The organism is Shewanella mytili (assembly GCF_046765975.1).
Classification (GTDB): domain Bacteria; phylum Pseudomonadota; class Gammaproteobacteria; order Enterobacterales; family Shewanellaceae; genus Shewanella; species Shewanella mytili.
Genome location: NZ_JBKOUD010000002.1, coordinates 324,054 through 349,832, shown reverse-complemented (window position 1 = coordinate 349,832; position 25,779 = coordinate 324,054). Strand labels below are relative to the sequence as shown.

Below are 25,779 nucleotides of genomic sequence, written 5' to 3'. Positions count from 1 at the left end.
ATTTACGCTGTTTAATCAACCCTGTCACACCGTTAGCGTGTCGCTGTTGCCGTGTCAGTGGGTGCGCATTATAGGGGGCTGAAACTTTTGTGCAAGGGGTATTTTCTATTTATTTTTCAAATGTTGATTTTATAGACGACCGCAACCAAGGCGTTACCGGTTCGGTACAGCTTGCTTACAGTTGCAATATGGCAGATACAAAAAATGCTGCTTAAAGCAGCATTTTGTCGTAGTGTGGCTGTCTGTGCTGATCCAGCGACTTCTGTGACTTTCCATGTCAGTAGTCTTCAATAACCCTCATCGCATCAAATGACCTTATGGCTGGGAAGGTTTGTTCGGCGCCTCATTATCCGTATCCGTAGAAGTGCTACTTACAACTGTATGGGTGTCAGCTTGTGGGGGTTCTTCGTTCTTGTGGTCATCATCTTCTTTATCACCCACTACGTCGGAGACTTTTAGCTTTTTGATATGGTGCATCGTCATGACCGGGCCAGAGCAGGCGTAGATGTAAAACAAGCTGCACAGGATTAAGGCGGGATCTACGGATACCACCACAAATACCCCGACCACCAGCAACATCACCAGAAAATTAACCTTGCCGCTCCAGTCCACCTGTTTGAAGGAGTGGTAACGGAAATTGCTCACCATCAGCAGCCCTGCCCCGGCAGTGATGAGGGCAAACAACCAGGAAACGCTGTTACCATCAATACCGTAGTCTTGCCCGAGCCACACGCTCCCGGCAATGATGGCTGCCGCCGCAGGACTTGCCAGCCCCTGAAAATAGCGTTTGTCGGCCACGCCCACCTGGGTGTTGAACCGCGCCAAACGTAACGCCGCACCAGCACAATAAACAAATGCCGCCAACCAGCCGATTTTACCGATATCAGCCAAGCCCCAGTTATAGGCTATCAAGGCTGGCGCCATGCCAAAAGACACCATGTCGGCCATGGAGTCATATTCGGCGCCGAAACTGCTTTGGGTATTGGTCAGCCTTGCCAGGCGGCCATCAAGGCCATCAAAAATCATGGCCACAAAAACGGCAATGGCAGAGGCTTCAAAGCGCCCGTTCATGGAAGCTATCACCGCATAGAAACCGGCAAACAAACCGGCAGTGGTTAGCAGGTTTGGCAGTAAATAGATGCCTTTAGATTTGGCTGTTGGCTTGGCAATATTTTGCATACACTTAACGAATCCACAGGTTTGCAGTAATGTGTTCAAAGATAACACAGTTATGCTGCCCCTGAACCCTTGGTCACGATGGAATTTGATTATGATAAGAATTGGCCTGATATCGGCGCTGATATCTGCGATAGGGCTGGCAATCTACAGCCCTATCATCATTGCGGGAGACATTTATCAGTGGGTTGATGAGCATGGGGTCACCCATTACAGCCAGCAGCCTCCCGCCGGCAAAAACGTCCGCACCCTGAACAGTAAAGCGATAGAGCCGGAAAAAATCGGTACAGTAGCCCCAGTCAAACGAACAGCGCTCACGCAGCCAAGCCAGGCAGAACGGGATGCGGCTGCCATCAAGGCGCGGGATCAGGCCCAAGCACAAAAGATTTGCGAAAATGCCCGTTTTAGCCTGGATGTGCTGCAAACCCATACCCGCTTGCAACAAAAAGACGTCAAAACCGGGCAACCGGTGCAGATGACAGAAGAAGAACGCCAGGCAGCCATTGCTACGCAGCAAGAAAGAATTCGTCTGTTTTGTACCCCGGCCAAGGACATGAAGCGATAATACCACCCGATATTTGTGCCGGGCGGCTGTTGAAACACCACCGCCGCATGGGATAATCTTGTGGTCATCAAAAAAGAAAAGGAGCACGTGAGTGCTCCTTTTCAGTCAAGGTAATGAGCGTATTACTGGCAGAAGGTCAGTTTGTCGCCATCCACATCCACCCTTACCGCTTTGCCCGGCAACAACTTGCCTTGCAGCAACTGCTGGGCCAACGGATTTTCCACTTCCTGCTGGATGGTACGTTTCAGCGGACGAGCACCGTATACCGGGTCAAACCCGGCTTTGGCAATATATTCCAGCGCGCTGTCACTTACCTGCAGATCGTATTCTTTTTCCAGCAGCCGTTTACGCAGCAACGCTACCTGAATGCGGGCAATGTTCTTGATGTGCTCAGCACCCAGCGGATGGAAGACCACGGTTTCATCAATACGGTTGAGGAATTCTGGCCGGAAGTGATGTTGCACCACGCCCAACACCTGCGATTTCATCTCTCCGTAACTGTGCTCCGCAAACCCTTCCTGGATCAGATCAGAGCCCAGGTTCGAGGTCATGATCACCACCGTGTTACGAAAATCCACCGTGCGACCCTGACCGTCAGTCAAACGGCCGTCATCCAGTACCTGCAGCAGGATGTTAAACACATCCGGGTGTGCCTTTTCCACTTCATCCAGCAGGATGACGGAATAGGGTTTACGCCGCACGGCTTCTGTCAGGTAACCGCCTTCTTCATACCCCACATATCCTGGAGGTGCGCCCACCAGACGGGAAACGGAGTGTTTTTCCATGAATTCCGACATGTCGATACGTACCATGGCACTTTCGGTATCGAACAGGAATTTTGCCAACGATTTACACAGTTCGGTTTTCCCGACCCCGGTTGGCCCCAAAAACAGGAATGAACCAATGGGCCGGTTAGGGTCCGCCAGACCGGCACGGCTACGGCGAATGGCATTGGCCACCGCATCCACCGCTTCATTCTGGCCAATCACCCGCTCATGCAGGGCTTGTTCCATATGCAGCAGTTTTTCGCGCTCACCTTCCAGCATCTTGGACACGGGAATGCCGGTGGATTTGGACAATACCTCGGCGATTTCCACATCGGTGACCTTGTTACGCAGCAGTTTCATGTCTTGCATTTCTGCCTGGGAGGCCAAATCCAGCTGTTTTTCCAGCTCAGGAATGCGACCGTATTGCAACTCTGACATGCGGGTCAAATCACCCGCGCGGCGGGCCACATCCAAATCCAGGCGCGCCTGTTCCAAATCCGCTTTAATGTGCTGGGTGCCGGCCAACGCGGCTTTTTCCGTGCGCCAGACTTCGTTAAGCTCTGCGGATTTTTCTTCCACTTCCCGCAACTCGGCACGCAAATGTTCCAACCGCTTGCGACTGGCTTCATCGTTTTCTTTCGACAATGCCTGCTCTTCCAGTTTCAGCTGAATGCCACGCCGTTCCAGCCGGTCCAGCGGCTCAGGCTTGGAGTCAATCTGCATACGAATGCTGGAGGCGGCTTCATCAATCAGGTCGATGGCTTTATCCGGCAGTTTACGGTCGGAAATGTAACGGTGCGACAGTGTGGCTGCCGCCACAATGGCCGGGTCGGTAATTTCCACGTGATGGTGCAGCTCGTAACGCTCTTTCAAACCACGCAAAATGGCAATGGTGTCTTCCACGCTGGGTTCATCCACCAACACTTTCTGGAAACGCCGCTCCAGCGCCGCATCTTTTTCAATGTATTGGCGATATTCATCCAGGGTAGTGGCGCCCACACAGTGCAATTCGCCACGGGCCAAGGCCGGTTTGAGCATGTTGCCCGCATCCATGGCGCCTTCGGATTTACCGGCGCCCACCATGGTATGCAGCTCGTCGATGAACAGGATCACCTGCCCCTCTTCCTGAGACAGCTCGTTCAGCACGGCTTTCAAACGTTCTTCAAACTCACCGCGGTATTTGGCGCCGGCCACCAAGGCACCAAGATCCAGTGCCAGTACCCGTTTGTTTTTAATGCCTTCAGGCACTTCGCCATTGATGATACGCTGGGCCAACCCTTCCACGATGGCGGTTTTACCCACACCGGGTTCACCAATCAGTACCGGGTTGTTTTTACTGCGCCGCTGCAATACCTGAATGGTACGGCGGATTTCATCGTCACGGCCGATAACGGGATCCAGTTTGCCCTGCTCGGCGCGCTCGGTCAGATCCACCGTGTATTTTTTCAGCGCCTGGCGCTGATCTTCCGCATTGGGATCGTCCACGTTCTGCCCGCCACGCATCTGTTCAATGGTTTTTTCCAGCAATTCTTTGGTGGCGCCCGCCTGTTTCAGGCATGAGGCCAAAGTGTCATTGCTCTCCAGCGCCGCCAGCAAGAACAGCTCGCTGGAAATGTATTTATCCTTGCGTTTCTGCGCCAGTTTGTCGCACAGGTTCAGTACGCGGATTAACGCCGGTGATAACTGAACGTCGCCCCCCGTGCCTTGAACCTGGGGTAAACGCTCCAGTTCCTGGGTCAATAAGGAACGCAAGGTGCTTACCTGAATACCGGCCTGGGTCAATAAGGGGTGAATCGACCCGGAATCCTGGTTCAGCAATGCCATCATCAAATGGATCGGCTCGATAAATTGATTATCGCGCCCCAGTGCCAACGACTGGGCATCAGAGATGGCAAGTTGGAATTTGTTGGTCATACGATCAAGCCGCATACAACCTCCTGACAACCTCAAAATAAAAAGGTAATAACTTTGTTACCTTAAACATGGGGGTGTCTGGCACCAATTCAAGCTAACGCCACAAAAAATGTGGCGAATATTAACGCTCGCGCCAGATAAGAGAGGCCATGCGACCACATTCACGATCGCGCCGATAAGAGAAGAATTGAGCGGATTGTTGATAAGTACAGGCAGAAAGCGCATAAATCAGCCGAACCCCAGCCTGCTGCAAACGCAATTTTGCCAGCCCTTGCAGGTTGGCCAGGTATTTTTCACCGTGGGCAACAAAGCAGTCTGTCGCACCGGGCGTAGAGTGCAAAAACGCGTCCCGCACCTCGCGCCCCACTTCAAATGCATCGGGGCCGATGGCAGGCCCCAAATACGCCTGAAGCACGGAGCCCGGACGGAATTTGGCAATGCCGGCTTCCAGCACCCCGCCGTTAAGCCCTCGCCAGCCCGCATGCAAGGCCGCCACCTGTGTGCCTTCATGGTCACACAATAATACCGGCAGGCAATCGGCCGTCATCACCACCGCCACAACGCCGGGGGTATCGGCAAAACTGCCATCGGCGGTGCGGCAAGCATCCTGCCCCAGATGCACCACTTGCTTGCCGTGTATCTGTTCCAGCCAGGCAGGCTCCGAGGGCAGGTGCAGCGCCTGTTGCAAGCGCTGGCGATTGGCAGCTACCGCTGCGGCATCATCTCCCACGTGGGTCCCCAAATTCAGGCTGTCAAACGGCGGCAAGCTGACACCGCCATGGCGATCCGTCATGGCAATCCTGATGTTGGGTGGCAGTGGCCAATGATGCGACACAATCACAACATGTCCTCCGGATGGGCTTCGGTATCCTTACGCAACGCCTTGGTGAGTTGCACCATGTCATCTGGTACCGGTGCCTGCCAGCTCATCACCTCACAGGTGTAAGGATGAGCCAATTCCAGACGCACCGCATGCAGCGCCTGGCGTTTGAAACCCTTGAGTGTTTCAATAAATTCGGCACTGGCCGCCTTGGGCGGACGCGGCCGGCCACCATAAACAGGATCGCCCACCAGCACATGGCCGATATACGCCATATGAACGCGAATTTGGTGAGTACGACCGGTTTCCAGGCGCAACCGCAAGCGGGTGTGGGCACGGAATTTTTCGGCCACCCGGTAATGGGTTACCGCAGGGCGACCGGAATGGATCACCGCCATATGGGTACGTTTGGTGGCATGGCGGCCGATGGGCTCATCCACCGTGCCACCGGCCGTCATGGTGCCAATGACGATCGCTTCATATTCACGGGTGATCTCACGGGCCTGCAACGAGGCAACCAGATGGGTCTGCGCTTCCACGGTTTTTGCCACCACCATCAGGCCGGTGGTGTCTTTATCCAGGCGGTGCACAATCCCGGCACGGGGCACGTGCTCAATTTCAGGGCAATGGTGCAACAAGGCATTTAGCAAAGTGCCATCACTGTTGCCCGCCCCCGGATGCACCACCAGCCCGGCCTGCTTGTTAATGATGATGATATGATCGTCTTCATAGACAATGTTCAAATCAATGGCCTGGGCTTCAGCTTTGGTTTCCTCTTCAATAGTGGCGTTAATCTCCACTATTTGTGATTCCAGCACCTTTTCCCGCGGCCGGCTGACCACCTCGTCATCGATACGTACATTGCCTGCCAAAATCCACTCTTTGATACGGGTTCGAGAGTAGTCAGGAAATAATTCTGCTACAGTCTGATCCAATCTCTGACCGGTTTGGGTTGCTGATATCTCGCTTTTTAGATTAATCTCTTGCGTCATAGGAACCGTCCCCAACTATTGGGGTCATAGAACTGTGTTAATCGGTTTAACACGGAAATTGGCCATTTTATCGTGATTTGGCGAATTTCTTAACAACAACTTTCAAAAAGAACTTGATTCAAGTATGCATAAATTTGTCAAAGGCGCTGCCGTGGCCTTTTTTTCGTTGGCCATAGCGGCCTGTAGCAGCAAACCCGACGACCATGATTTACTTGCCGGGAAGCAGACTCCGGAAGAGCTGTATTCCCAGGCGCGCACCTCCATGGAGCTCGGCAACTTTACCAAAGCGGTAAGAACCCTAGAAGCGCTGGACTCCAAATATCCGTTTGGCCCCTACAAAACCCAGGTGCAGCTGGATTTGATTTACGCGTACTACAAACAGGCTGACACCGCCAATGCGATTGCCAACGTTGACCGCTTCTTGAAACTCAACCCTACCCATCCGGATGCGGATTATGTCACCTACATGCGGGGACTGATCAACATGCAGGCCGACAGCTACATGCTGCACGACATGCTCAGCATTGATCGCACCGACAGGGATCCCCAAAGCGCCCAGGAAGCTTTCAAGGATTTCTCCCGTTTGCTGAAAATGTACCCCAGCAGCCGTTATGCCGCAGATGCCCGGCAACGGATGCAATACCTGAAAAATCGTCTCGCCAGCTACGCCATCAAGGTGGCGGAGTATTATGTAAAAATGGATGCTTGGAGTGCTGCGGCCGTGCGCGCACAAACCGTACTGGAGAGCTTTCCTGACACGCCCTACGTGGAGCAGGCACTGGAAATCATGGCAAAGTCTTACGGCAAACTGGGGCAGGATAAACTGCAACAGCACGTATTGATGGTGATGCAGGCCAATTTCCCCGAAAACGAAATGCTGCAGCAACATTAAGCCATTGCAGCAAGACACCACTGCCAAACAGCCCCATTCGGGGCTGTTTGCTTTTCTCCTTTCATGAAAATTTGCATACAAGCGATAAAATCTTGCGCCTTGCCCGGCCACAGCAACCGCGCCAGCCAAGCGGTTAACTGCCGTCATAGGCGCCATAAAGCCCGTTGTAGTGCGGTTTTCACGCAATGGCTGTGGAATATGGGATGTTGCGGATAAATCTTGTTCAAACGCACGATGTTTTGAAATATTTCGTAGAAAACTGTTGACTCAAATCGGCAAAAGCCGTTTAATGCACGCCGTCGCCCGAATAGCTCAGTCGGTAGAGCAGCGGATTGAAAATCCGCGTGTCCCTGGTTCGATTCCGGGTTCGGGCACCACCTTTATTTTAAGGTGTTCAGAATAGCAAGTGTGTAGACAGTACAGTGCAGGTGTGGTGGAATTGGTAGACACGCCAGCTTCAGGTGCTGGTGCCCTCACGGGCGTGGAAGTTCAAGTCTTCTCACCTGTACCATCTACATAAAATGGGTTATTCTGAAAATTCACTCTGTGTCATGCAGGTGTGGTGGAATTGGTAGACACGCCAGCTTCAGGTGCTGGTGCCCTCACGGGCGTGGAAGTTCAAGTCTTCTCACCTGTACCAATCCAGAGTGAATAAAGCAATATGTTGTGCAGGTGTGGTGGAATTGGTAGACACGCCAGCTTCAGGTGCTGGTGCCCTCACGGGCGTGGAAGTTCAAGTCTTCTCACCTGTACCAATATTTTATAAGCCTCGTTTATCGAGGTTTTTTTGTATCTGCTGCCCGCTAAAACATCCCCTTATCAGATGTTCTCTTCGCCATGGCATTGGTGCCGTTTGTGACTTGCCTGCCGCACTTGCGGTTATCCCCCGAGACATCTGTGCCCCCTGATGCGTAAAAATTTTTATCGCGCCTCCAAACCTTTTGCTAAGGTCGTATCGTCTTATAAGTAACGTTTATTTCGAGTGCAAGGAATTGCTGTGGATGCTAGCTGCCAGCGGGAAACACCAGTTGCCGCAACAGAAACCACCGACACGCAACTGCTCAGGCAAGCCCGCTTAGGCGACAAGCAGGCCTTTGCGGCCATTTACCGCTTGCATCACAAGCGGGTGTACGCCTTATGTTTGCGTTTGGCAGGGCAGCCATCTTTGGCAGAAGAGTTCACTCAGGATTGTTTTGTGCGCTTGTGGGAAAAACTGGATCAGTTTCGTGGCGACAGTCAATTCAGCACCTGGCTGCATAGCCTTAGCGTGAATCAGGCACTGACCAGCCTCAAGAAACACCAGCGCTTCTGGCACCGCTTCCAGCCGTTTGCCTTGGGCACGCCAGAGCCAACCTGCCAAGATGCCGCCTTGCAAGACACCTCGTTACTGGACAAAAAGATTATGCAACTGCCTGAAAGAGCCAGGATTGTGTTTGTATTGTATGCCATTGAAGGATACAGCCATGGGGAGATAGCCACATTGATGCATATTACCCAAGGCACCAGTAAAGCCCAGTACCACCGCGCAAAAATGCTGCTTAAGGAGATGTTGTCATGAATAAAACCTCTCTTGATGAAATGCTGCGCCAACTGCCCGAAGAGTTAACGCCCCAGCGGGATTTATGGCCCGGTATTGCAAGGCGGCTTGATGCTTCAGAGAAAACGCAACCTCAGGGAATTGCTCACTGGAAACAGTTTGCCATTGCCTGCAGTTTGCTCCTGCTGGGAGGAGTTGGACACCACTTGTGGTTGCAGTCGTCCCCCGCCGAGACCCCATCCCAGATGCTGGGCATGATGGCCCAGCTTCAGGCGCAACATCAGCAGCAGGTGCAATTTCTGGAGCAGCACGGCCACTACCAGCAATGGCAGCACATCGGTCTGACCGCCCCCATCAGCCAGGGGGTTGATGAACTTAGAAGCGCATCGGAGCAGATTTACCAAGCCCTGCAAAAGGCGCCTCAAGACACCCAGTTATGGCAACTGTGGCTATGGACCCAGCAGCGTGAAATAGAGCTGTTGACCCAGGGCCAGCAACTGCCGGAAACCGTTTACGCAAAGCAACAAGGAACTCATATATGAAACAGTCTTACCTGGCGCTACTGTTATTTACTGTTGCCACCTTCACCCAGCCCTGGGCACAGGCAGCCGAGCAGGTGGATAAAACCGCCGAGCTGGCTCCCGGTAGCAAGCTGGACATCCACATTCAGCGCGGAGACGTGCAAATTCATGGCTGGGATAAAGCACAGGTTGCCATCAAGGGCACGCTGGATGAGCTGAGCGAGGGATTGGTGTTTTCCCGGGACGGCAGCCGTTTTGTCATCAAGGACAAACTGCCGGACAGCTACAGCGGCCACGATGAACAAGGCTCCCGCTTGACCATTTATCTGCCCATGCAGGTGAATGCCAACATCAAGGGGGTATCGGCCAATTATTTACTGGAGCACCTTAAAGGCGAAGTGAACACCGGCAATGTCAGCGGCGATATCAACAGCCAGGGTTTGCAAGGCGAGCTCAACATCAAAACCGTTTCCGGTAACATTCGAGCCAAGGATAACAGCGGCCAAATCGAGATGGAGAGTGTTTCCGGTGATATTGATGATCAAGGCAGCAGCGGCAATATCCGTTACCGGCTGGTGAGTGGCGATCTTACCGCCGACATTCAGGCCCGCAGCGTCAGTGCCGATTTGGTATCCGGTTCGGCCACATTGCAGCTGCAACAGGCAGACAACCTGAACCTGCGCAGCGTCAGTGGCGATTTGCAGGTCACGCTGCAGTCTTTGACCACCAAAGCCCACCTGGGGAGTGTCAATGCCGATATTGACCTCATTTTCACCCAGGTGCCTGATGCGGCCTTCAACATCAAGGGTGGGCCTGGTGGCAACATCCATAACACCCTGACCGATGACAAGCCCACCATCAGCCAATACACCCGCAACCAGCGGTTGAAATTCCAAAGCGGCTCGGGCAAGGCTGATATCGACATCAACACCATCAGCGGTGACATCAGCCTGAAACAGCAGTAAATGACTCAGCGCCTGACAGACGCAATCTCCGCCTCTGTCAGGTGACGCCAGTCACCGGGGGCCAATTGCGCATCCAGCTCAATCTCCCCCACCGCTTCGCGGTGCAGCCCAATCACCTTGTTGCCTACTGCGGCAAACATACGCTTTACCTGGTGATATTTGCCCTCACTGATGGTTAGCAGCACCTCGGTTGCCGACAACACCTGCAACACCGCAGGCCGGGTCAGCTCCCGCTCGCCATGCAGCTGTACGCCGTTGGCAAACTGCAAGGCCACATCATCACCAATGGGCTCCGCCAGTTGCACCCGGTAGCGTTTATGGCAGGTTTTTTTGGGGGAAGTGACACAGTGGGACCACTGGCCGTCATCGGTCAGCAACACCAATCCGGTGGTGTCCACATCCAGCCGGCCAGCAATGTGCAAAATGTCCGCCCGGGGAATATCCAGTAACGACAAGACACAGGGATAGTCTTCATCCTGGGTGGAGCACAAAATGCCCTGAGGCTTGTGCAGCATCAGGTAACGGGTGCCTGGCAGGGTTAATGCCGCATCATCCAGCGTCACCGTCATCTGGGGCTCAACCTTGAATCCCGGGTCCTTTACCAGGCAGTTATCCACCTTCACCTCGCCACGGTGCAACGCTTTTTTCGCCAACGAACGGGTCAGCCCGGTAGCATCACAAATAAACTTGTCCAGCCGCACTTGCATATCCTCAAAACCATGTGCTTTTGGCGCCATTATCGGTGATAAGCAGGGTTTCACCAAGCCTTATCCCCGCGCCGTTTTTGGCCGAGCATTCCCGCCAATTGTAAATTTTGCTTACACATCACCGGCCATTAAGCCCGTGGTTCAGCTTGAGAGAATGCCGCCGCAGGCTTTAACATAATCAACCAAACCGCCGCAAGGCAGTTATCTGTATTGCATGCGAAACAACAGTGTCGGCATACCGGCACCCGATAACACGCGCTAAAATGCGAGAGTGAAAGGAACCCATATGAGAAAAATCCTCATGGGTGGCTTATGCGCCACTATGATTGCCGGTCTGGCCGCCTGTCAAAGCCAGGTGTCAGAACCCCAAGCCACCAAGACAGCCTCAGCAACCGCGGTTGCCAACGCCCTGAGTTCAGGGATTGATTTCAGCAACTTTGACAAGTCTGTCCGGCCTCAGGATGACTTTTACAGCTACGTTAACGGCACCTGGATAAAGAACACCCAGATCCCTGCCGACCGTACCAGCAGCGGCGCTTTCTACGATTTGCGTGAAAAATCCCGCGATGACATTAAAGCCATCATTGAAGAAGTGGCCGCCCAGCAAGGATTGAAAGCCGGTAGCGATGAGCAGAAAGTGGCAGACCTGTACCGCGCCTTCATGGATACCCAGGCGCTGAACAAACTGGGGATCACCCCGTTGCAGCCTGAGTTGGCCAAAATTGACGGCATCAGCAACAAAGCGCAGCTGATGGCTTACTTTGGCCACAGCCAGATTATCGGTGGCGGCACGCCCATGGCGTTTTATGTGGATGTTGATGCCAAGAACTCCGACCGTTACGCCACCCACATCTGGCAATACGGCTTGAGCCTGCCGGAAAAAGACTACTACTTTAACGATGCCGAGCGCTTCGTTAACATCCGTGCCGCGTTCATCAAGCACATGAGCAAGATGTTCCAGCTGGCGGGCTTCCCTCAGCCACAAAAAAGCGCTGAAGCCATCATGACGCTGGAAACCGCCATTGCCAAAGCTCACTGGGATGTGGTGGCTAGCCGCGACAGCACCAAAACCTACAACAAGTATGATGTGAAAGATCTGGCAAAACTGGCACCAGGGGTTGACTGGAACGGTTATCTCAATGCCTTGGGCGCCGCAGCCCAGCCCGATATCATCATTAACCAGCCCAGCTATGTCACCAGCCTGGCTGACATTATCAAGCACACTGACCTCAACACTTGGAAAACCTATCTGCGTTGGCATTTGCTGACCAGCTATGCCAGTGATTTGGGCCAGGAATTTGATGAAGAAAACTTTGATTTCTTTGCCAGAACCCTTAATGGTCAGGAACAGCAGCAACCCCGCTGGAAACGCGGTGTAAGCAAGGTGAATGGCCTGCTGGGCGAAGTGGTCGGTAAAGTTTACGTCAAACGCCACTTTACCCCTGAAGCCAAAGCCCGGATGGAGCAACTGGTAGAAAACCTGCGTCAGGCTTACGCGGACAGCGTGGATGAACTGGACTGGATGACCCCGGAAACCAAAGTGGCGGCAAAAGCCAAACTGGACAAATTCAATCCGAAAATTGGCTATCCCAACAAGTGGGAAGACTACAGCCAGCTCACCATCAGTGCCACCGATCTGGTAGGCAATGAAATGCGTGCTGGTAAGGTTTCCCATCAAAAAGATCTGAAAAAACTCAGTAGCCCCATTGATCGTGACGAGTGGCACATGACCCCTCAGACCGTCAACGCCTACTACAACCCGACCATGAACGAAATCGTGTTCCCGGCAGCCATTTTGCAACCGCCTTTCTTTAACATGCAGGCGGATGATGCAGTGAACTATGGTGGCATCGGTGCGGTGATTGGTCATGAAATGGGCCATGGCTTTGATGATCAGGGCGCAAAATTTGATGGCGATGGCAACATGCGTGACTGGTGGACCCAGAAAGATCTGGACGCTTTCCATGCCAAGACCAAAATGCTGATTGAACAGTTCAACAACTACTATGTATTCCCGGATTTGCATGTAAACGGCGAACTGACCCTGGGGGAAAACATCGGTGACTTGTCTGGCATCACCATCGCTTACAAAGCCTATAAAAAATCACTGCAGGGCAAGCCTGCACCCGTGATTGACGGCCTGACAGGCGATCAGCGCTTCTTCATCGGCTTCACCCAGATTTGGCGCGCCAAAGTGAAAGAGGAAGCACTGCGTAACCGCGTGGCAACCGACCCTCACTCCCCTGCCAAGTTCCGTGCCATCGGCTCGCTGGGGAACATGCCCGAGTTTTACACCACCTTTGATGTAAAACCCGGTGATGCCATGTATCTGGCACCTGCCAAACGGGTAAAAATCTGGTAAATCAGACACTCACGAAAACAGGGTACCTACGGGTACCCTGTTTTGTTTGCAGCGTGCATTTGTCACATTCCGTTATTTTACAACTACACTGTACCCATATGGCTGACCTCACTCACCTGCCACCCGGCTGGCATTCTGTTGGAGTTACCTATGTGGACAACACCCCGCAATAGCGCTTACTGGCTGCAAATTCTGCGTTGTTTCCATCCTTGCCATTCCCGCTTGGGTGATTGCACTTCCCGTCACGGTGGCGGCTGGCGCAACAGGCAAGCCCCCTGGCTGACATCGCTTATTCTCGGTCTTGCCTTGTGCTTTTTAGCCAGCGCCCAGGCTCTTGCCCAGGTTTACAAGGTGGGCGTGGTTCCCCAGTACGATGCCAGACAAATTGCCGCCACCTGGCAACCCATACTGGCACAGGTATCGGCCATCAGCGGCGTGCAACTGGTATTGCAAAGTTCCCCCTCCATTCCCCAATTCGAGCAACAGTTTGCGCAAGGGGAGTATGATATTGCCTACATGAATCCCTACCACTTCATTGTGGCCAACCGCTTGCAGGGATATCAGCCACTGGTGAAAGATGTGGGCAACCAGCTGTACGGCATTATTGTGGTGCGCAAAGACAGCCCGCTGCAAAAAGTCACCGACCTTGACGGTAAAACCATTGCCTTCCCGGCCCCCAACGCCCTAGGCGCCGCGCTTATTCCCCGGGCAGAGTTCAGCACGCTGTTTCATATTCATGTGACGCCAAAATATGTGCTGAGCCATAGCTCGGTTTACCTTAACGTGATTCTGGGGCAAACCGCTGCCGGTGGCGGCGTGCAAAAAACCTTGTCATTGCAGCCACCCGAAATTCGTGACCAGTTACGGATAATTTACGAAACCACCAAGGTGGCCGCCCATCCGGTGGTGGCACATCCTCGGGTTGCCAAAGAGGTGCAGCAGAAAATACAGCAGGCATTTTTACAGTTGGGCCGTACGGAAAAAGGGCGGCAACTGCTGGCAAAAATCCCGATGAAACAGATTGGCGCCGCCACGATGGAAGATTATGCGCCACTCAAGCAGATGGGCCTTGAATCCTTCTATATACAGGAATGATCCCATGAGCTTCCGGGTAAAAATCGTTTTACCGTTCCTGCTGCTGTTTCTGGTATTCAGCAGTTTCATGAAGCTGTTCTGGCTACCGGATCTGCTGCAACAGGAGGTAAGTGAGGAACAGGAAAATGAACAATCCTTCTTGCAACTGCTAAGCACCACCCTGACACCAGCGTTACTCACCGGCGATTTGGCGGAAATCCATGCCACCCTGAACCGCTTAATGCTCGATCACAAAGACGAATGGGGGTATCTCATTCTGGAAGATGCCCGCGGCGCCCAGCTTTACCCGTTGACCACCGTGGACATAGCGGATCCCAGCCGCTATCTGGATTTATCCCAACCCATCGAATTCAAGGGCACCCCGCTTGGGCAACTGCGGGTCGGGCAGGATCTTATCCACGTCAATGAAGAAGTGGGCGCCCACTCTACGGATTTGAAACTGATTTTCCTGCTGGTGCTACTGGTGATCATTGTCCCCAGCGTGCTGGCACTGGAGTTATGGTTAATCCGTCCACTGCGAAAATTACAAACCGGCGCCAATCAAATGGCCAAGGGGGATTTTCAGGTGCACCTGCCGGAAGCCACCTCCAAGGATGAACTCAGCGGTCTGGTAACCGCCATCACCACCATGCGCGACAAACTCCGCCAGCGCACCGATGAACTGCAACATGAGCGGGATTTTTCCAACACCATCCTCGATGCCGCCGGCAGCGTGATAGTGGTACTTAACCGCACGGGCGAGATTGTGCTATTTAACCGCGCCGGTGAAAAACTCACCGGTTACCGCCAGGCCGAATTACAAGGCAAACCGGTGTTTACGCTGCTGCCACTGCCAGCGGAACGACAACGGGCCCAGAACGTTTTTGCCTCACTGGCCGCAGCGCATTTTCCTTATGAGCACGAAAGCACCTGGCAAACCAAAAACGGGCAGCAGCTCGTCCTTTCCTGGTCCCAGGGCTGTGTGGTGGATAATGCCGGGCAGGTGGAGTTCGTGATTGCCGTCGGGGCGGATATCAGCGAGCGCAAAAAACTGGAGAAAGAGATCAAGGGCGTCATGGCAACACTGGAAGCCACCAATACCAAGCTGCAAAGTTACATCCAGGTGGTTGACCAAAACGTATTGACCTCCACCACGGATCTTGATGGACGCATCACCTCCGTCAGCCAAGCCTTTTGCCGGGTCAGCGGCTACCCGGCCAACGAGATTATCGGCCAGACCCATGCCATGTTCCGCCATCCGGATGTGCCTGAAGCCTTCTTCAAAAAGATGTGGCAAACCATCCGCACCGGACAGGTATGGAGTGGCGAGCTGAAAAACCGCGCCAAGGACGGCCATGATTATTGGGTGCAAATGGTCATTACCCCGCTGTTTTCCCCCCTGGGGCAACTGAGTGGCTATACCGCCGTACAACACGACATCAGCGCCCGCAAAGAGATTGAAACCCTCTCGACCATTGACTCCCTTACCGGCCTTTATAACCGGCGGCATTTTCACGCCGTTATCAATGATGAGCTGGGGCGCATCCGCCGGGATGGCAAAATGCTGGGGTTCATCATGTTCGATGTGGATCACTTCAAGCAATACAATGACAACTATGGCCACCAACAGGGGGATGAAGCCTTGAAAATGGTGGGGAAAACACTGATGGAATATCTGCGACGCCCCAGCGATTTTGGTTTTCGTCTTGGTGGCGAGGAATTTGGCATCGTGATTTCCGCCCACAATGTGGAAGAGGTTTTTGCCTTTGCCGAACGTTACCGGCAATGCATTGAAGCGCAGCAACTGAAACATGAGCAAAACAGTGCGGCGCCCTATTTCACCATATCCATGGGCGTGGCGGTTGCCAGCGGCATGAATGCCGAGCAGGAAATGCTGTACAAGCAGGCCGACGAAGCGCTTTATCGCGCCAAGGCCAATGGTCGCAACCGGGTGGAGCTGGCAAACATCCCCCTGACGCCCCCCTGATTGCCCAAGCAGGTTACATGGCCTCGTCTTCGCCCAAACACCACTCAGGTTAAAAACAGCCAAGGATTTCAGCGGTTGCGCTATTGTTCCCCCGCCATAAGCCGCTATACTCACGCAGCATTGCCATACCCTTTTTAGACTGCGCCGGAGAAGGCATTATGCATGACGTCATTGAACAGCTTCAGCAACTTAACCAACCGGTTCCCGTACCGTTGGAATTACCGGAATTTGACGATCTGGTGGATGTAGAAGAACAACTGTTATTACCCCTGCCGGCAGATTTAAAAGAATATCTGCTGGAAGCCAGTAACGTGGTGGTTGGCAGCCTGGAGCCGGTCACTGCCGCAGATCCCCAGTCCCATACCTATCTGCCGGAAGTGGCGGCCTATGCCTGGTCCATCGGCTTGCCCCGTTATCTGGTACCCATTTGCCAGTTGGGTGACAGTTTTTACTGCATGGATGAAGAAGGGCTGGTGTATTTCTGGGAAGACGGTTACCTGGATCAGGATGATTACTGGGAATCCTTTTGGCACTGGACAGAACAGGTTTGGCTGCTCAGCTAACTTTTTGTCGCCCTGCTCACCATCATTACGGAAACTATTTATGTCACACGACACACTCAACCCCACTGAATTTCGCGCATTACGCCTGTCACTTGGCTTGGATCAGCCCTTGGCGGCCTCCTTGCTGAAAACCACGCTTGAAGCACTGCAAGCCTGGGAAAACGGCACCCAGCCCATTGCGCCGCTGGCACAAAAACAGCTGCTGGATATTGATGAAGTGATTGAAATGCAGGTGCTTAACACTTGCGATGGCATTGAAGCCATGTTCAAAAAAGAGCCCAAGCGCCGCCTGGCTTTTGTGGTGTACCCCACCCAAGCCATTTATACCCAGTACAACCCGGAATTTCTCAGCTCGTTGCCACTCACCGAGCTGTACACCACCGCCGCATGGCGGATTAAAAAAGAGTGCAAACTGGTACTGGAGGTGGACATTTCACTGATCCCGCTGGATGTAACGGACTATAAAGCCTTTCGCGAACAGGCCGGCATCGGTGAAAACCGCAACAGCCGGGCCAAATGGGCCGCCAGCCAGCTGCATTAAGCCACAAACCCTTGCAATGGGCATCATCCGCGGCGATTTGTGACCACGGATGATACCGTTTTTCCGCCACCATTTCCGCTGACAACTGCCGCCCATTTCATCCCGGCCAGGCACTACACCTGCCAACGATTACAACAAATCGATGCTAACGCACGGTAAAACCTAACAAAGGTCACATTTCGTGCTACTCTATGGCCAATCTGGATCACACTTCTTCCAGTTAATCAAATCAGATTGCTACTCAAAGGTTCGCTATGGACGATAAAAAACGCCCGCTGTATTTGCCATTTGCGGGTCCTGCACTTCTTGAAGCGCCACTCATCAATAAAGGCAGTGCTTTCACCGAAGAGGAACGCATGTTCTTCAACCTGGACGGATTACTGCCCTATTACATTGAAACCATCGAAGAACAGGCCTCACGTGCCTACGATCAGTTTCGCAGTTTCAACAATGACCTGGATAAACACATTTATCTGAGAAATATCCAGGACACCAACGAAACCCTGTTCTACCGTCTGGTGCAAAACCACATCAGTGAAATGATGCCGGTGATTTACACCCCAACGGTTGGCCTGGCCTGTGAACGCTTTTCAAAAAACTGGCGTCGCAACCGGGGGCTGTTCCTGTCCTATCCCTATAAAGATCGTCTCGATGACATTCTCAACAACTCCACCCGCCACAAGGTGAAAGTGATTGTCATGACCGATGGCGAACGCATTTTGGGACTGGGTGATCAAGGCATTGGCGGCATGGGGATCCCCATCGGCAAGCTGTCCCTTTATACCAGTTGCGGTGGGATAAGCCCGGCCTACACCCTGCCCATTACGCTGGATGTGGGTACCGATAACCCCCACCTGCTGGAAGATCCCATGTATATGGGCTGGCGCCACAAACGCATTGGCGGTGACGAGTATTACGAGTTTGTTGAGGCAGTCATGCAGGCGATTCACCGCCGCTGGCCCGACACACTGATCCAGTTTGAGGATTTTGCCCAGAAAAACGCCATGCCGCTGCTGGAGCGTTATAAAGACAGATACTGTTGCTTTAACGATGACATTCAAGGCACGGCAGCGGTTACCGTGGGTTCGCTACTGGCGGCATGCAAAGCGGCCAACAGCAAGCTCAGCGAACAGCGCATAGCGTTTCTCGGCGCTGGCAGTGCCGGCTGTGGCATTGCCGAAGCCATCGTGGCGCAAATGGTGTCAGAAGGCATCAGCGATGAACAAGCCCGGCGACAGGTGTTCATGGTGGACCGCTGGGGATTGCTGCAAAGCAACATGCCCAATTTGTTGTCCTTCCAGCAAAAACTGGCGCAACAACGCAGCGATATTGAGCAGTGGCAGAATTTCTGCGACAACATCTCCCTGCTGGATGTGGTCAATAATGCCAAACCTACCGTGCTCATTGGCGTATCCGGCGCACCGGGGCTGTTCAGCGAAGAAATCATTCGCGCCATGCACCGCCATTGTCCGCGGCCCATCGTGTTCCCGCTGTCCAACCCCACCAGCCGGGTGGAAGCCACGCCCAAAGACATATTGCACTGGACAGACGGCCAGGCATTGGTGGCCACCGGCAGTCCGTTCGAACCTGTGGTCATCGACGGTCAGACCTATGAAATCGCCCAATGCAACAACAGTTACATCTTCCCCGGCATCGGCTTGGGCGTACTGGCAACGGGGGCCACACGGGTAAGTGACGAGATGCTGCAGGTTTCCAGCCGGGCGTTGGCAGAATGCTCTCCGCTGGCCATTGATGGTCACGGTTCGCTGCTACCCAAGCTTGAAGAGATCCACAAGGTCAGCAAACACATTGCGTTTGCTGTGGGGAAAACCGCCATTGCCCAAGGTTATGCCCTGCCCACTAGCGATGAGTTGCTGCTGCAGGCCATTGAGCAGAACTTCTGGCATCCGGAATATCGCCGTTATCACCGGACGTCGTTTTAATCCGGCCAAAAAAGCCATGCGCTCTGCATAAAACGCCTGGGAAACGGCGTGAATGCTCAAGCGCATCATCAATATCTGGTGGCATAACGCGTTGTCTGTGACAACGCGTTATTTTTTACCAGGCTTGAGAAGAGATTACCCGGTAATGCCCATCACTTGGCGCATGCTGTTGTACAGCCGCCTGTCAGTGCGGGCTTTTTTCAGCTTGCGCACACTTTCCCGTAGGGCCTCTTGCGCAATCCGGGCATAAATGCCGTTGTATTGCTGCTCATCAATGGCGTTATCCGTATCGGCTTGCTCAGCCAACTGCTGGCCAATCATGCTCAATTGCAGCCAGGCAGAGGCGATATAAAAACCGTGGAAACTGGATTGGGGCAGCAATTTACGGGCACTGGGCGGCAGGGTCTGCCAGGCTTCGGCAAACACGGCATCATTGTCTGCCAGCAGCTCTTCAAACAGGCTGTCATAGGCCGATTTCAATGCGTCAGGCAATTTGTCCAGCGGCAATACGCTGCCGCAAATATTGACCGCGGCATGGTGCGCCTGCTCACGGTACAGATGGTCAACTTCACTCATACAAACTCCGAAATTTGCAAAACCGGCGCAGTATAACATCAACCATGCCGCGGCCGCGCCGAACATTAGGCAGTTGTCGCCAGTATTGTTATGATCGGGTTTTACCACCCAGCAAGCCCTGATATGACAACGCCTGTAGAACCATTTGACCCACTATGGTTAAGCCATCTGGCCCGGGAGATTAAAACCTGGGGCCAACAACTGGGATTTGCCAAAGTGGGCATTTGCGATGTGGATTTAAGCGCCGAGGAACCCCGACTGCAGCAGTGGCTGGATAACGGTTATCATGGCGAGATGCACTACATGGCGCAGCACGGCATGATGCGCGCAAGGCCAAACGAGTTACACCCCGGCACCCTGCGCGTGATTGCCGCACGCATGGACTACCTGCCGCCCGCTGCAGGATTCGCCAGCAATCTAAGCGATCCGAACAAAGCCTATATCTCCCGCTATGCCGGTGGCCGCGATTACCACAAACTGTTACGCAACCGCCTGAAAAAACTCGGCGAGCGTATTAATCAGGCATTGGAGCAAGCCAGTTTCAGCGATTGCGGCTTCCGGCCGTTTGTGGATTCGGCCCCCATTTTGGAACGTCCGTTGGCAGAAAAGGCCGGACTCGGCTGGACCGGCAAGCACTCTTTGTTACTGAGCCAAGAAGCCGGCAGCTGGTTTTTTCTGGGAGAACTGCTGATTAACCTGCCCTTGCCGGTGGACATTCCATTAGCCGAAGGCTGTGGCCAATGCGTGGCCTGCATGACCAGTTGCCCCACAGGTGCCATTGTGGCGCCTTATACGGTGGATGCCAGGCGCTGCATCTCCTATCTCACCATTGAATTGTCAGGGGCCATTCCTGAAGCGCTACGGCCCTTGCTCGGCAACCGCATTTATGGCTGCGATGACTGTCAGTTGGTGTGTCCGGTAAACCGCCAGGCGCCGCTCACCCAGGAGACGGATTTTCATATCCGACAGCCTTTGCAACAGCCGGAACTGCTCACGTTACTGGCATGGGATGAAGCCACGTTTCTCAAACAGACGGAAGGCAGCGCCATCCGCCGCATCGGGTTTGAGCGCTGGCAGCGCAATATCGCGGTGGCGCTTGGCAACGCCCCGGCAAGCGAAGCGATAGTCAAGGCATTGCAGCAACAGTTGACCTTGGCCAGCGAACTGGTGGCCGAGCACCTGCGTTGGGCGCTGGCACAGCAGCAACAAAAACGCCAGCAGCCCGAGGCGGCAACCACCCGCAAAACCGCCAGGCTCATCAGGGGGATCCGCAAGGGGCTCCCCCGGGATGCCTGATGAGGGCGGGGATTCAATCATCTTCCGGCTCCAGCGTAAAACCGATTTTTACCGTTACCTGCCAGCGGGCGATAACCCCGGCTTCAAGCTGCCCCCGGGTTTCCACCACCTCAAACCAGCGCAGGCTGCGCAAGGACTGCGCCGCGACGGCAATGGCATTTTTCACCGCATCATCGGCGCTGATGGGCGAGGTGCCGGTGAGTTCAATAATCTTGTAAACATGATTCATCACATCCTCCTGCACATGGGCGTCATTCGTGGCCTGATTTGAGTATAGCCACAAATTGAGTGCGGTTATGGATGTAAAAATTTCCATATTTATCAAACTGATGAACTCACAAGTAGCATGTGGGCAATTGAGCCTAGGATGTTACAGGCTCAATTGCCATGGGTGCGGCAGGTATCCTTTTATTACCCCAAACGGCGGCGCAGTTCACGGGCGGCACTCACCATGTGTTGCAAGGCGGGTTCCACTTCTTCCCAACGGCGGGTTTTCAAGCCGCAATCCGGGTTGACCCACAACTGCCCCAGGGGGATGCGTTTGGCGGCCAGCGTCATCAGCGCCACCATCTCCTCCTCGCTGGGGATGTTGGGCGAGTGGATATCGTAAACACCCGGGCCGATTTCATTGGGGTAGGCAAAAGCCTCAAACACGTCCAGCAGTTCCATGTGCGAGCGCGAGGTTTCGATGGTAATCACATCCGCATCCATGGCAGCAATGGCCTCAATGGTGTCGTTGAACTCGCTGTAACACATGTGGGTATGGATTTGGGTATCATCCCTTGCCACCGAGGCACTAAGGCGGAAAGCCGCCACTGCCCAGCGCAGGTACTCGGCCCAGTCACACTGTTTCAGCGGCAACCCTTCACGAAATGCCGGCTCGTCAATCTGAATGATGCTGATCCCGGCCTGTTGCAAATCTGCCACTTCATCGCGAATGGCCAGCCCCAACTGGTAAGCGATGGTTTCCCGGGGCACGTCTTCCCGCACAAACGACCAGTGCAGAATGGTCACAGGGCCAGTGAGCATGCCTTTGACCGGTTTGTCGGTAAGGCTTTGGGCATATTCGGCCCATTCCAGCGTCATCGGCTGTGGCCGGCTCACATCGCCGTAGATCAGCGGCGGTTTGACACAGCGGGAACCGTAACTTTGTACCCAACCATAGCGGGTAAAGCCGATGCCTGTTAGCTGCTCGCCAAAATATTCCACCATGTCGTTACGCTCGGCTTCCCCGTGTACCAGCACGTCCAGCCCCAGTTTCAGCTGGCGCTCAATGGTATCTTTGGTGATCTGCTGTAACTGCCGGGTATATTCCTCATGAGAAAGCTCCCCGCCGCGCCAGCGATTACGCAGCTGGCGGATAACCGCCGTTTGGGGAAAAGAGCCGATGGTAGTGGTGGGCAGCAAGGGCAACTGCAGCCGCGCCTGTTGCAATGGCTGACGTTTGGCAAATACGTTGTGACGCTGAAAATCCTGCTCACTCAGCCCTGCCAGCCGGGCGGTAACGGCAACATCCGCAGCGGCCGCCTGCTGCTCCCGGCGACGAATGCAGCGTAAGGTTATCTCTTGCGCCTTGGCGCAGTCCGGCGTTTGCAGCAGCAGTTGCAACTCCTGCAACTCGGTGAGTTTTTGCCGGGCAAAAGCCAAGCGGGATTTCAGCGATTCGGCCAGTTCGGTTTCCACGTCCAAATCCACCGGGGTATGCAGCAGTGAGCAAGAAGGCGCCAACCACAGGCGCTCACCCAATTGCCGGGCATAAGGCGCCAACGTTTGCGCCAGTTGATCCAGCTCGGCCGCCCACACATTGCGGCCGTTAATCACCCCGGCAGACAGTACCTGCCCGGGTTGCAGGGCATTGGCAAACAGCGGCAGTTGCGCTGGTGCCGTCACCAAATCCAGATGCAGCCCGGCCACCGGCAATGCTGAAATCAACGACTGATGATGAGCCACGCTGCCATAATAACTGGCCAGCAGCAGCTTGACCTGTGCGGTTTGCAGGGTGTCATAAGCCTGCACATAAGCCTGTTGCCAAGCGCTATTCAACTCCAGCGCCAGTGCCGGTTCATCCAGCTGCACCCAGGTGACGCCAAGCGCGGCAAAGCGCGCCAGCAACTGCTGATATGCCTGCAATAACTGCGGTAACAATGTCAGTTTGTCAAAAGGTTCGCCCACGGTTTTGGCCAGATGCAAAAAGGTCACAGGCCCCAACAGTACCGGTTTTACCTGATGCCCCAGCGCCTGCGCCTCTTGCACCTCGTCAAACAGCTGTTGCCAGCAAATGGAGAAGGTTTGCCCGGCGCTGAGTTCCGGCACCAGATAGTGGTAATTGGTGTTGAAATATTTGGTCATTTCCGCTGCGGCAGCAGGCTTGCCGGTGGGCGCCCGCCCCCGAGCCACCCGAAACAGGGTATCCAGCGTCACCTCGCCCTGAAGATGGCGCGCCGGCAGCGCACCCAGGGTAGCGCTTAATGTCAGTACCTGGTCGTAATAGGCAAAATCTCCCACCGGCAGCAATTCAATGCCGGCGTCTGCCTGCCACTGCCAATGGGTGCGGCGCAATTGGGCCGCCTGCGTTAGCAACTGCGCCTGAGTTATCTCTCCGCGCCAATACTGCTCCAGGGCAAATTTCAGTTCACGGCGACGGCCGATACGGGGGAAACCCAGATTGTGTAATGTCATGCTCAAACCTCACTGATGCAAATTCATGGATGACGCCACCGGCTGGCAAAACAATCTAGGCGTCTGGACGTCTAGAAGTTTATTGTGATAATCTCTTGGCAAGCAAACGAATTGGTTTCAACACCAACATGAGCAGGATTCATAGGGATGAGCATGATAGAACTCAGGCATTTGTGGACATTGTTAGCATTGAAGGAATGCGGGAGTCTGGCGGCGGCCGCGAAAAAGCGCTTTGTTACCCAGTCTGCGTTGTCACATCAGATTAAGGAGCTGGAAAACCGCATCAACTCTTCGGTATTCATCCGCAAAAGCAAGCCGTTGTCTTTTACCGAGGAAGGTAGCCGCCTGCTGCAGTTGGCAGAAGACATTCTCCCCAAGGTGCAACAAACCGAGCATCTGCTGAAACACGGAGGCAACAGCCAGCAGGGGCCGTTACGGGTGGGCATTGAGTGCCACTCCTGCTTTCGTTGGCTGATGCCGGCCATGGAAGCCTTCCGCCAGAAATACCCCGAAGCACAACTGGACTTGTCCAGCCGTTATCTGTTTGATGCCCTAGCGGCATTGGACAATGGCGAGCTGGATTTGGTGCTCACCTCGGATCCTGTGGTCAGCCATACCATTGCCTATCAACACCTGTTTGAATTTGAAGTGAAATTGATTGTGAGTCAGGAGCATCCACTGGCCAAATTTGATTATGTACTGCCACAGCAACTGGCCAAACAGCCCATTATCAGTTATCCGGTGCCGCTGGCGCGGCTGGATTTGTTCCGCTATTTTCTGGAGCCGGCAGGCATTGCCCCGGGGGTGCAGAAAAGCTGCGATCTCACCAATGTGCTATTGCAACGTCTGGCCTGTAACGAAGGAGTTGCCGCCCTGCCCAACTGGTCCATACGGGAAGCCCACGGGCTGAGCCTCAAAGCGTTGCGACTGGGGAAAGAGGGACTGAAACGGCCGCTTCTGGGGGCATACCGCCATGATGCCGGCAACAGCGGGTTAATCCGCCACTGGCTATCACTGGTCGCGGCAGAAGCGGGCAACCAGCAAGAGGTGCACTAACCCAGGCTTCTGCTCACAAAGGATTGAGCAACAACTCCCGCTGGGCCAGAATGCGGCGCAGCACCAAACCGGAGGAGTTGGCATCACGGGTTTGCCGCAGGTTATGGGCAATCATGAACTCATGTTGCAGCTCGTCATCCAGCCCCAAAGCGTCAAAGGCGCCAAGGGTAAGGGATTTTTGCTGGGTATCAATCAGGTTTTTGATAATGCTCAGCGGGAAACACTGCTCATGTTCCGCATTCAGGTAGGCAAACGCCGTGAGCGCGATAATCTGCCCGAACACGCTGAATAACGCCAAGGTTTGCACTTCATCCGCATCAATGCTCACCCCCTGCATCTGATGCAGGCTGTCCACGGTTTCGGTGGCTATGGTTTCGGTCAGGCGCCAGTAGGCTTGCACCAGTTTGCGATAAGGCTGCGGCAGTTCATCCAGCCGTTCCTTGAGGTAGAAAGTAAAGGCGTAGCGATAGATGTTCACCTGTCCTAAACGCACCAGGGCATCTTTTAAACTGCGGTTGGGCTGTACGTTCGGGGCCATGGCACAATTACAGCGCCACAGCAGATGCGCAGCCAGCGCCGGATCCGCAGACACGATATCTATGACATTACGAATATCGCCATCGGCAATGATCGCTTTTTTCAGCGGCACCAATATGGCGCGCCGCCCAATCACCTGCTCTTCATTGGCAATAATGGCACGGACCTCTGAGAACACCTGCTGCTCAAGATCTGTCATAAAAAAATTTAACCTGTTGTTATTAAGACGCGGAGCCTGTTTTTACCATGGGATTTACCCACAAATGCCACCTGAGGGTCAAGCCTCTTGCAATGATTTTAGACAGGATA

The 25,779-nt window shown here is 54.0% G+C and carries 22 protein-coding genes and 4 tRNA genes; 17 read left to right on the top strand and 9 right to left on the bottom strand.

From position 1 onward, the window contains the following. Window positions 1-315: 315 nt before the first annotated feature. Window positions 316-1,179: a CDP-diacylglycerol--serine O-phosphatidyltransferase gene (pssA, locus tag ACIDEJ_RS04285; protein ID WP_411986853.1), complete on the bottom strand. Its 864-nt coding sequence runs from the start codon at window positions 1,177-1,179 to the stop codon at window positions 316-318. Window positions 1,180-1,270: 91 nt separating this feature from the next. Here pssA and ACIDEJ_RS04280 point away from each other — a divergent pair, with 91 nt between their 5' ends. Then, a complete protein-coding gene (locus ACIDEJ_RS04280; protein ID WP_411986852.1) occupies window positions 1,271-1,741 on the top strand; it encodes a DUF4124 domain-containing protein in 471 nt (156 codons plus the stop codon). A 122-nt stretch (window positions 1,742-1,863) separates the two neighbouring features. Here the strand turns inward: ACIDEJ_RS04280 and clpB are convergent, their stop codons facing one another. The 3 genes from clpB to rluD form a co-directional block, all read right to left on the bottom strand. Beyond that, on the bottom strand, window positions 1,864-4,437 hold the full coding sequence (gene clpB, locus ACIDEJ_RS04275) for an ATP-dependent chaperone ClpB (protein WP_411986851.1): 2,574 nt from the start codon (window positions 4,435-4,437) through the stop codon (window positions 1,864-1,866). A 106-nt stretch (window positions 4,438-4,543) separates the two neighbouring features. Next, entirely contained in the window at window positions 4,544-5,260 is a 717-nt protein-coding gene (gene pgeF / locus ACIDEJ_RS04270) for a peptidoglycan editing factor PgeF (RefSeq protein ID WP_411986867.1), read from the bottom strand. Then, a complete protein-coding gene (rluD, locus tag ACIDEJ_RS04265; RefSeq protein ID WP_411986850.1) occupies window positions 5,260-6,234 on the bottom strand; it encodes a 23S rRNA pseudouridine(1911/1915/1917) synthase RluD in 975 nt (324 codons plus the stop codon). Before rluD ends, pgeF begins: the two co-directional genes overlap by 1 nt. A 124-nt stretch (window positions 6,235-6,358) precedes the next feature. Between rluD and ACIDEJ_RS04260 the strand changes: the two genes are divergently transcribed. The 8 genes from ACIDEJ_RS04260 (at window position 6,359) to ACIDEJ_RS04225 (ending at window position 10,149) form a co-directional block, all read left to right on the top strand. Next, window positions 6,359-7,126, top strand: a complete 768-nt coding sequence (locus ACIDEJ_RS04260) for an outer membrane protein assembly factor BamD (RefSeq protein ID WP_411986849.1) — start codon at window positions 6,359-6,361, stop codon at window positions 7,124-7,126. 301 nt (window positions 7,127-7,427) lie between these two features. Next, window positions 7,428-7,503 (top strand) — tRNA-Phe (locus ACIDEJ_RS04255). 47 nt (window positions 7,504-7,550) lie between these two features. Continuing rightward, a tRNA-Leu gene (locus ACIDEJ_RS04250) sits at window positions 7,551-7,637 on the top strand. Between the two features lie 42 nt (window positions 7,638-7,679). Continuing rightward, window positions 7,680-7,766: transfer RNA gene (locus ACIDEJ_RS04245), tRNA-Leu, on the top strand. 28 nt (window positions 7,767-7,794) lie between these two features. After that, window positions 7,795-7,881 (top strand) — tRNA-Leu (locus ACIDEJ_RS04240). A gap of 242 nt (window positions 7,882-8,123) precedes the next feature. Further along, a complete protein-coding gene (locus tag ACIDEJ_RS04235; RefSeq protein ID WP_411986848.1) occupies window positions 8,124-8,684 on the top strand; it encodes an RNA polymerase sigma factor in 561 nt (186 codons plus the stop codon). After that, window positions 8,681-9,205, top strand: coding sequence for a hypothetical protein (locus tag ACIDEJ_RS04230; protein WP_411986847.1), 525 nt, complete (start codon window positions 8,681-8,683; stop codon window positions 9,203-9,205). The genes ACIDEJ_RS04235 and ACIDEJ_RS04230 overlap by 4 nt, the downstream gene beginning before the upstream one ends. Further along, on the top strand, window positions 9,202-10,149 hold the full coding sequence (locus ACIDEJ_RS04225) for a DUF4097 family beta strand repeat-containing protein (protein ID WP_411986846.1): 948 nt from the start codon (window positions 9,202-9,204) through the stop codon (window positions 10,147-10,149). The genes ACIDEJ_RS04230 and ACIDEJ_RS04225 overlap by 4 nt, the downstream gene beginning before the upstream one ends. A 5-nt stretch (window positions 10,150-10,154) precedes the next feature. Here the strand turns inward: ACIDEJ_RS04225 and rsuA are convergent, their stop codons facing one another. Next, complete coding sequence (gene rsuA, locus ACIDEJ_RS04220; RefSeq protein ID WP_411986845.1) at window positions 10,155-10,856, bottom strand: 16S rRNA pseudouridine(516) synthase RsuA; 702 nt, start codon at window positions 10,854-10,856, stop codon at window positions 10,155-10,157. A 286-nt stretch (window positions 10,857-11,142) separates the two neighbouring features. Here rsuA and ACIDEJ_RS04215 point away from each other — a divergent pair, with 286 nt between their 5' ends. The 6 genes from ACIDEJ_RS04215 (at window position 11,143) to ACIDEJ_RS04190 (ending at window position 19,326) form a co-directional block, all read left to right on the top strand. Next, a complete protein-coding gene (locus tag ACIDEJ_RS04215) occupies window positions 11,143-13,218 on the top strand; it encodes a M13 family metallopeptidase (RefSeq protein WP_411986844.1) in 2,076 nt (691 codons plus the stop codon). A gap of 150 nt (window positions 13,219-13,368) precedes the next feature. Beyond that, window positions 13,369-14,313, top strand: a complete 945-nt coding sequence (locus ACIDEJ_RS04210; protein ID WP_411986843.1) for a phosphate/phosphite/phosphonate ABC transporter substrate-binding protein — start codon at window positions 13,369-13,371, stop codon at window positions 14,311-14,313. A 4-nt stretch (window positions 14,314-14,317) separates the two neighbouring features. Further along, window positions 14,318-16,279 (top strand): diguanylate cyclase, encoded by a 1,962-nt coding sequence (locus ACIDEJ_RS04205; RefSeq protein ID WP_411986842.1) that lies wholly within the window; start codon window positions 14,318-14,320, stop codon window positions 16,277-16,279. Window positions 16,280-16,437: 158 nt separating this feature from the next. Continuing rightward, the gene (locus ACIDEJ_RS04200; RefSeq protein ID WP_411986841.1) at window positions 16,438-16,842 is read left to right on the top strand and encodes an SMI1/KNR4 family protein; all 405 of its coding nucleotides are present in this window, start codon (window positions 16,438-16,440) and stop codon (window positions 16,840-16,842) included. 40 nt (window positions 16,843-16,882) lie between these two features. Beyond that, window positions 16,883-17,383 carry a DUF4447 family protein gene (locus tag ACIDEJ_RS04195; protein ID WP_411986840.1) on the top strand — a complete coding sequence of 167 codons (501 nt, stop codon included), beginning with the start codon at window positions 16,883-16,885 and terminating at the stop codon, window positions 17,381-17,383. A gap of 254 nt (window positions 17,384-17,637) precedes the next feature. Continuing rightward, entirely contained in the window at window positions 17,638-19,326 is a 1,689-nt protein-coding gene (locus tag ACIDEJ_RS04190) for an NAD-dependent malic enzyme (protein WP_411986839.1), read from the top strand. Window positions 19,327-19,461: 135 nt separating this feature from the next. On the opposite strand, the gene ACIDEJ_RS04185 is transcribed toward ACIDEJ_RS04190, so the two are convergent. Beyond that, window positions 19,462-19,902, bottom strand: a complete 441-nt coding sequence (locus tag ACIDEJ_RS04185) for a DUF3069 domain-containing protein (protein WP_411986838.1) — start codon at window positions 19,900-19,902, stop codon at window positions 19,462-19,464. Between the two features lie 123 nt (window positions 19,903-20,025). Between ACIDEJ_RS04185 and queG the strand changes: the two genes are divergently transcribed. After that, window positions 20,026-21,198, top strand: coding sequence for a tRNA epoxyqueuosine(34) reductase QueG (queG, locus tag ACIDEJ_RS04180; protein WP_411986837.1), 1,173 nt, complete (start codon window positions 20,026-20,028; stop codon window positions 21,196-21,198). Window positions 21,199-21,211: 13 nt separating this feature from the next. On the opposite strand, the gene ACIDEJ_RS04175 is transcribed toward queG, so the two are convergent. Continuing rightward, window positions 21,212-21,427 (bottom strand): dodecin, encoded by a 216-nt coding sequence (locus ACIDEJ_RS04175; RefSeq protein WP_411986836.1) that lies wholly within the window; start codon window positions 21,425-21,427, stop codon window positions 21,212-21,214. A 182-nt stretch (window positions 21,428-21,609) separates the two neighbouring features. Further along, window positions 21,610-23,877, bottom strand: coding sequence for a 5-methyltetrahydropteroyltriglutamate--homocysteine S-methyltransferase (gene metE, locus ACIDEJ_RS04170; RefSeq protein WP_411986835.1), 2,268 nt, complete (start codon window positions 23,875-23,877; stop codon window positions 21,610-21,612). 153 nt (window positions 23,878-24,030) lie between these two features. On the opposite strand from metE, the gene ACIDEJ_RS04165 reads away from it, so the two are divergent. Then, entirely contained in the window at window positions 24,031-24,933 is a 903-nt protein-coding gene (locus ACIDEJ_RS04165; RefSeq protein ID WP_411986866.1) for a LysR family transcriptional regulator, read from the top strand. A gap of 13 nt (window positions 24,934-24,946) precedes the next feature. On the opposite strand, the gene ACIDEJ_RS04160 is transcribed toward ACIDEJ_RS04165, so the two are convergent. Then, complete coding sequence (locus ACIDEJ_RS04160) at window positions 24,947-25,669, bottom strand: HDOD domain-containing protein (RefSeq protein WP_411986834.1); 723 nt, start codon at window positions 25,667-25,669, stop codon at window positions 24,947-24,949. Between the last annotated feature and the right edge of the window lie 110 nt (window positions 25,670-25,779).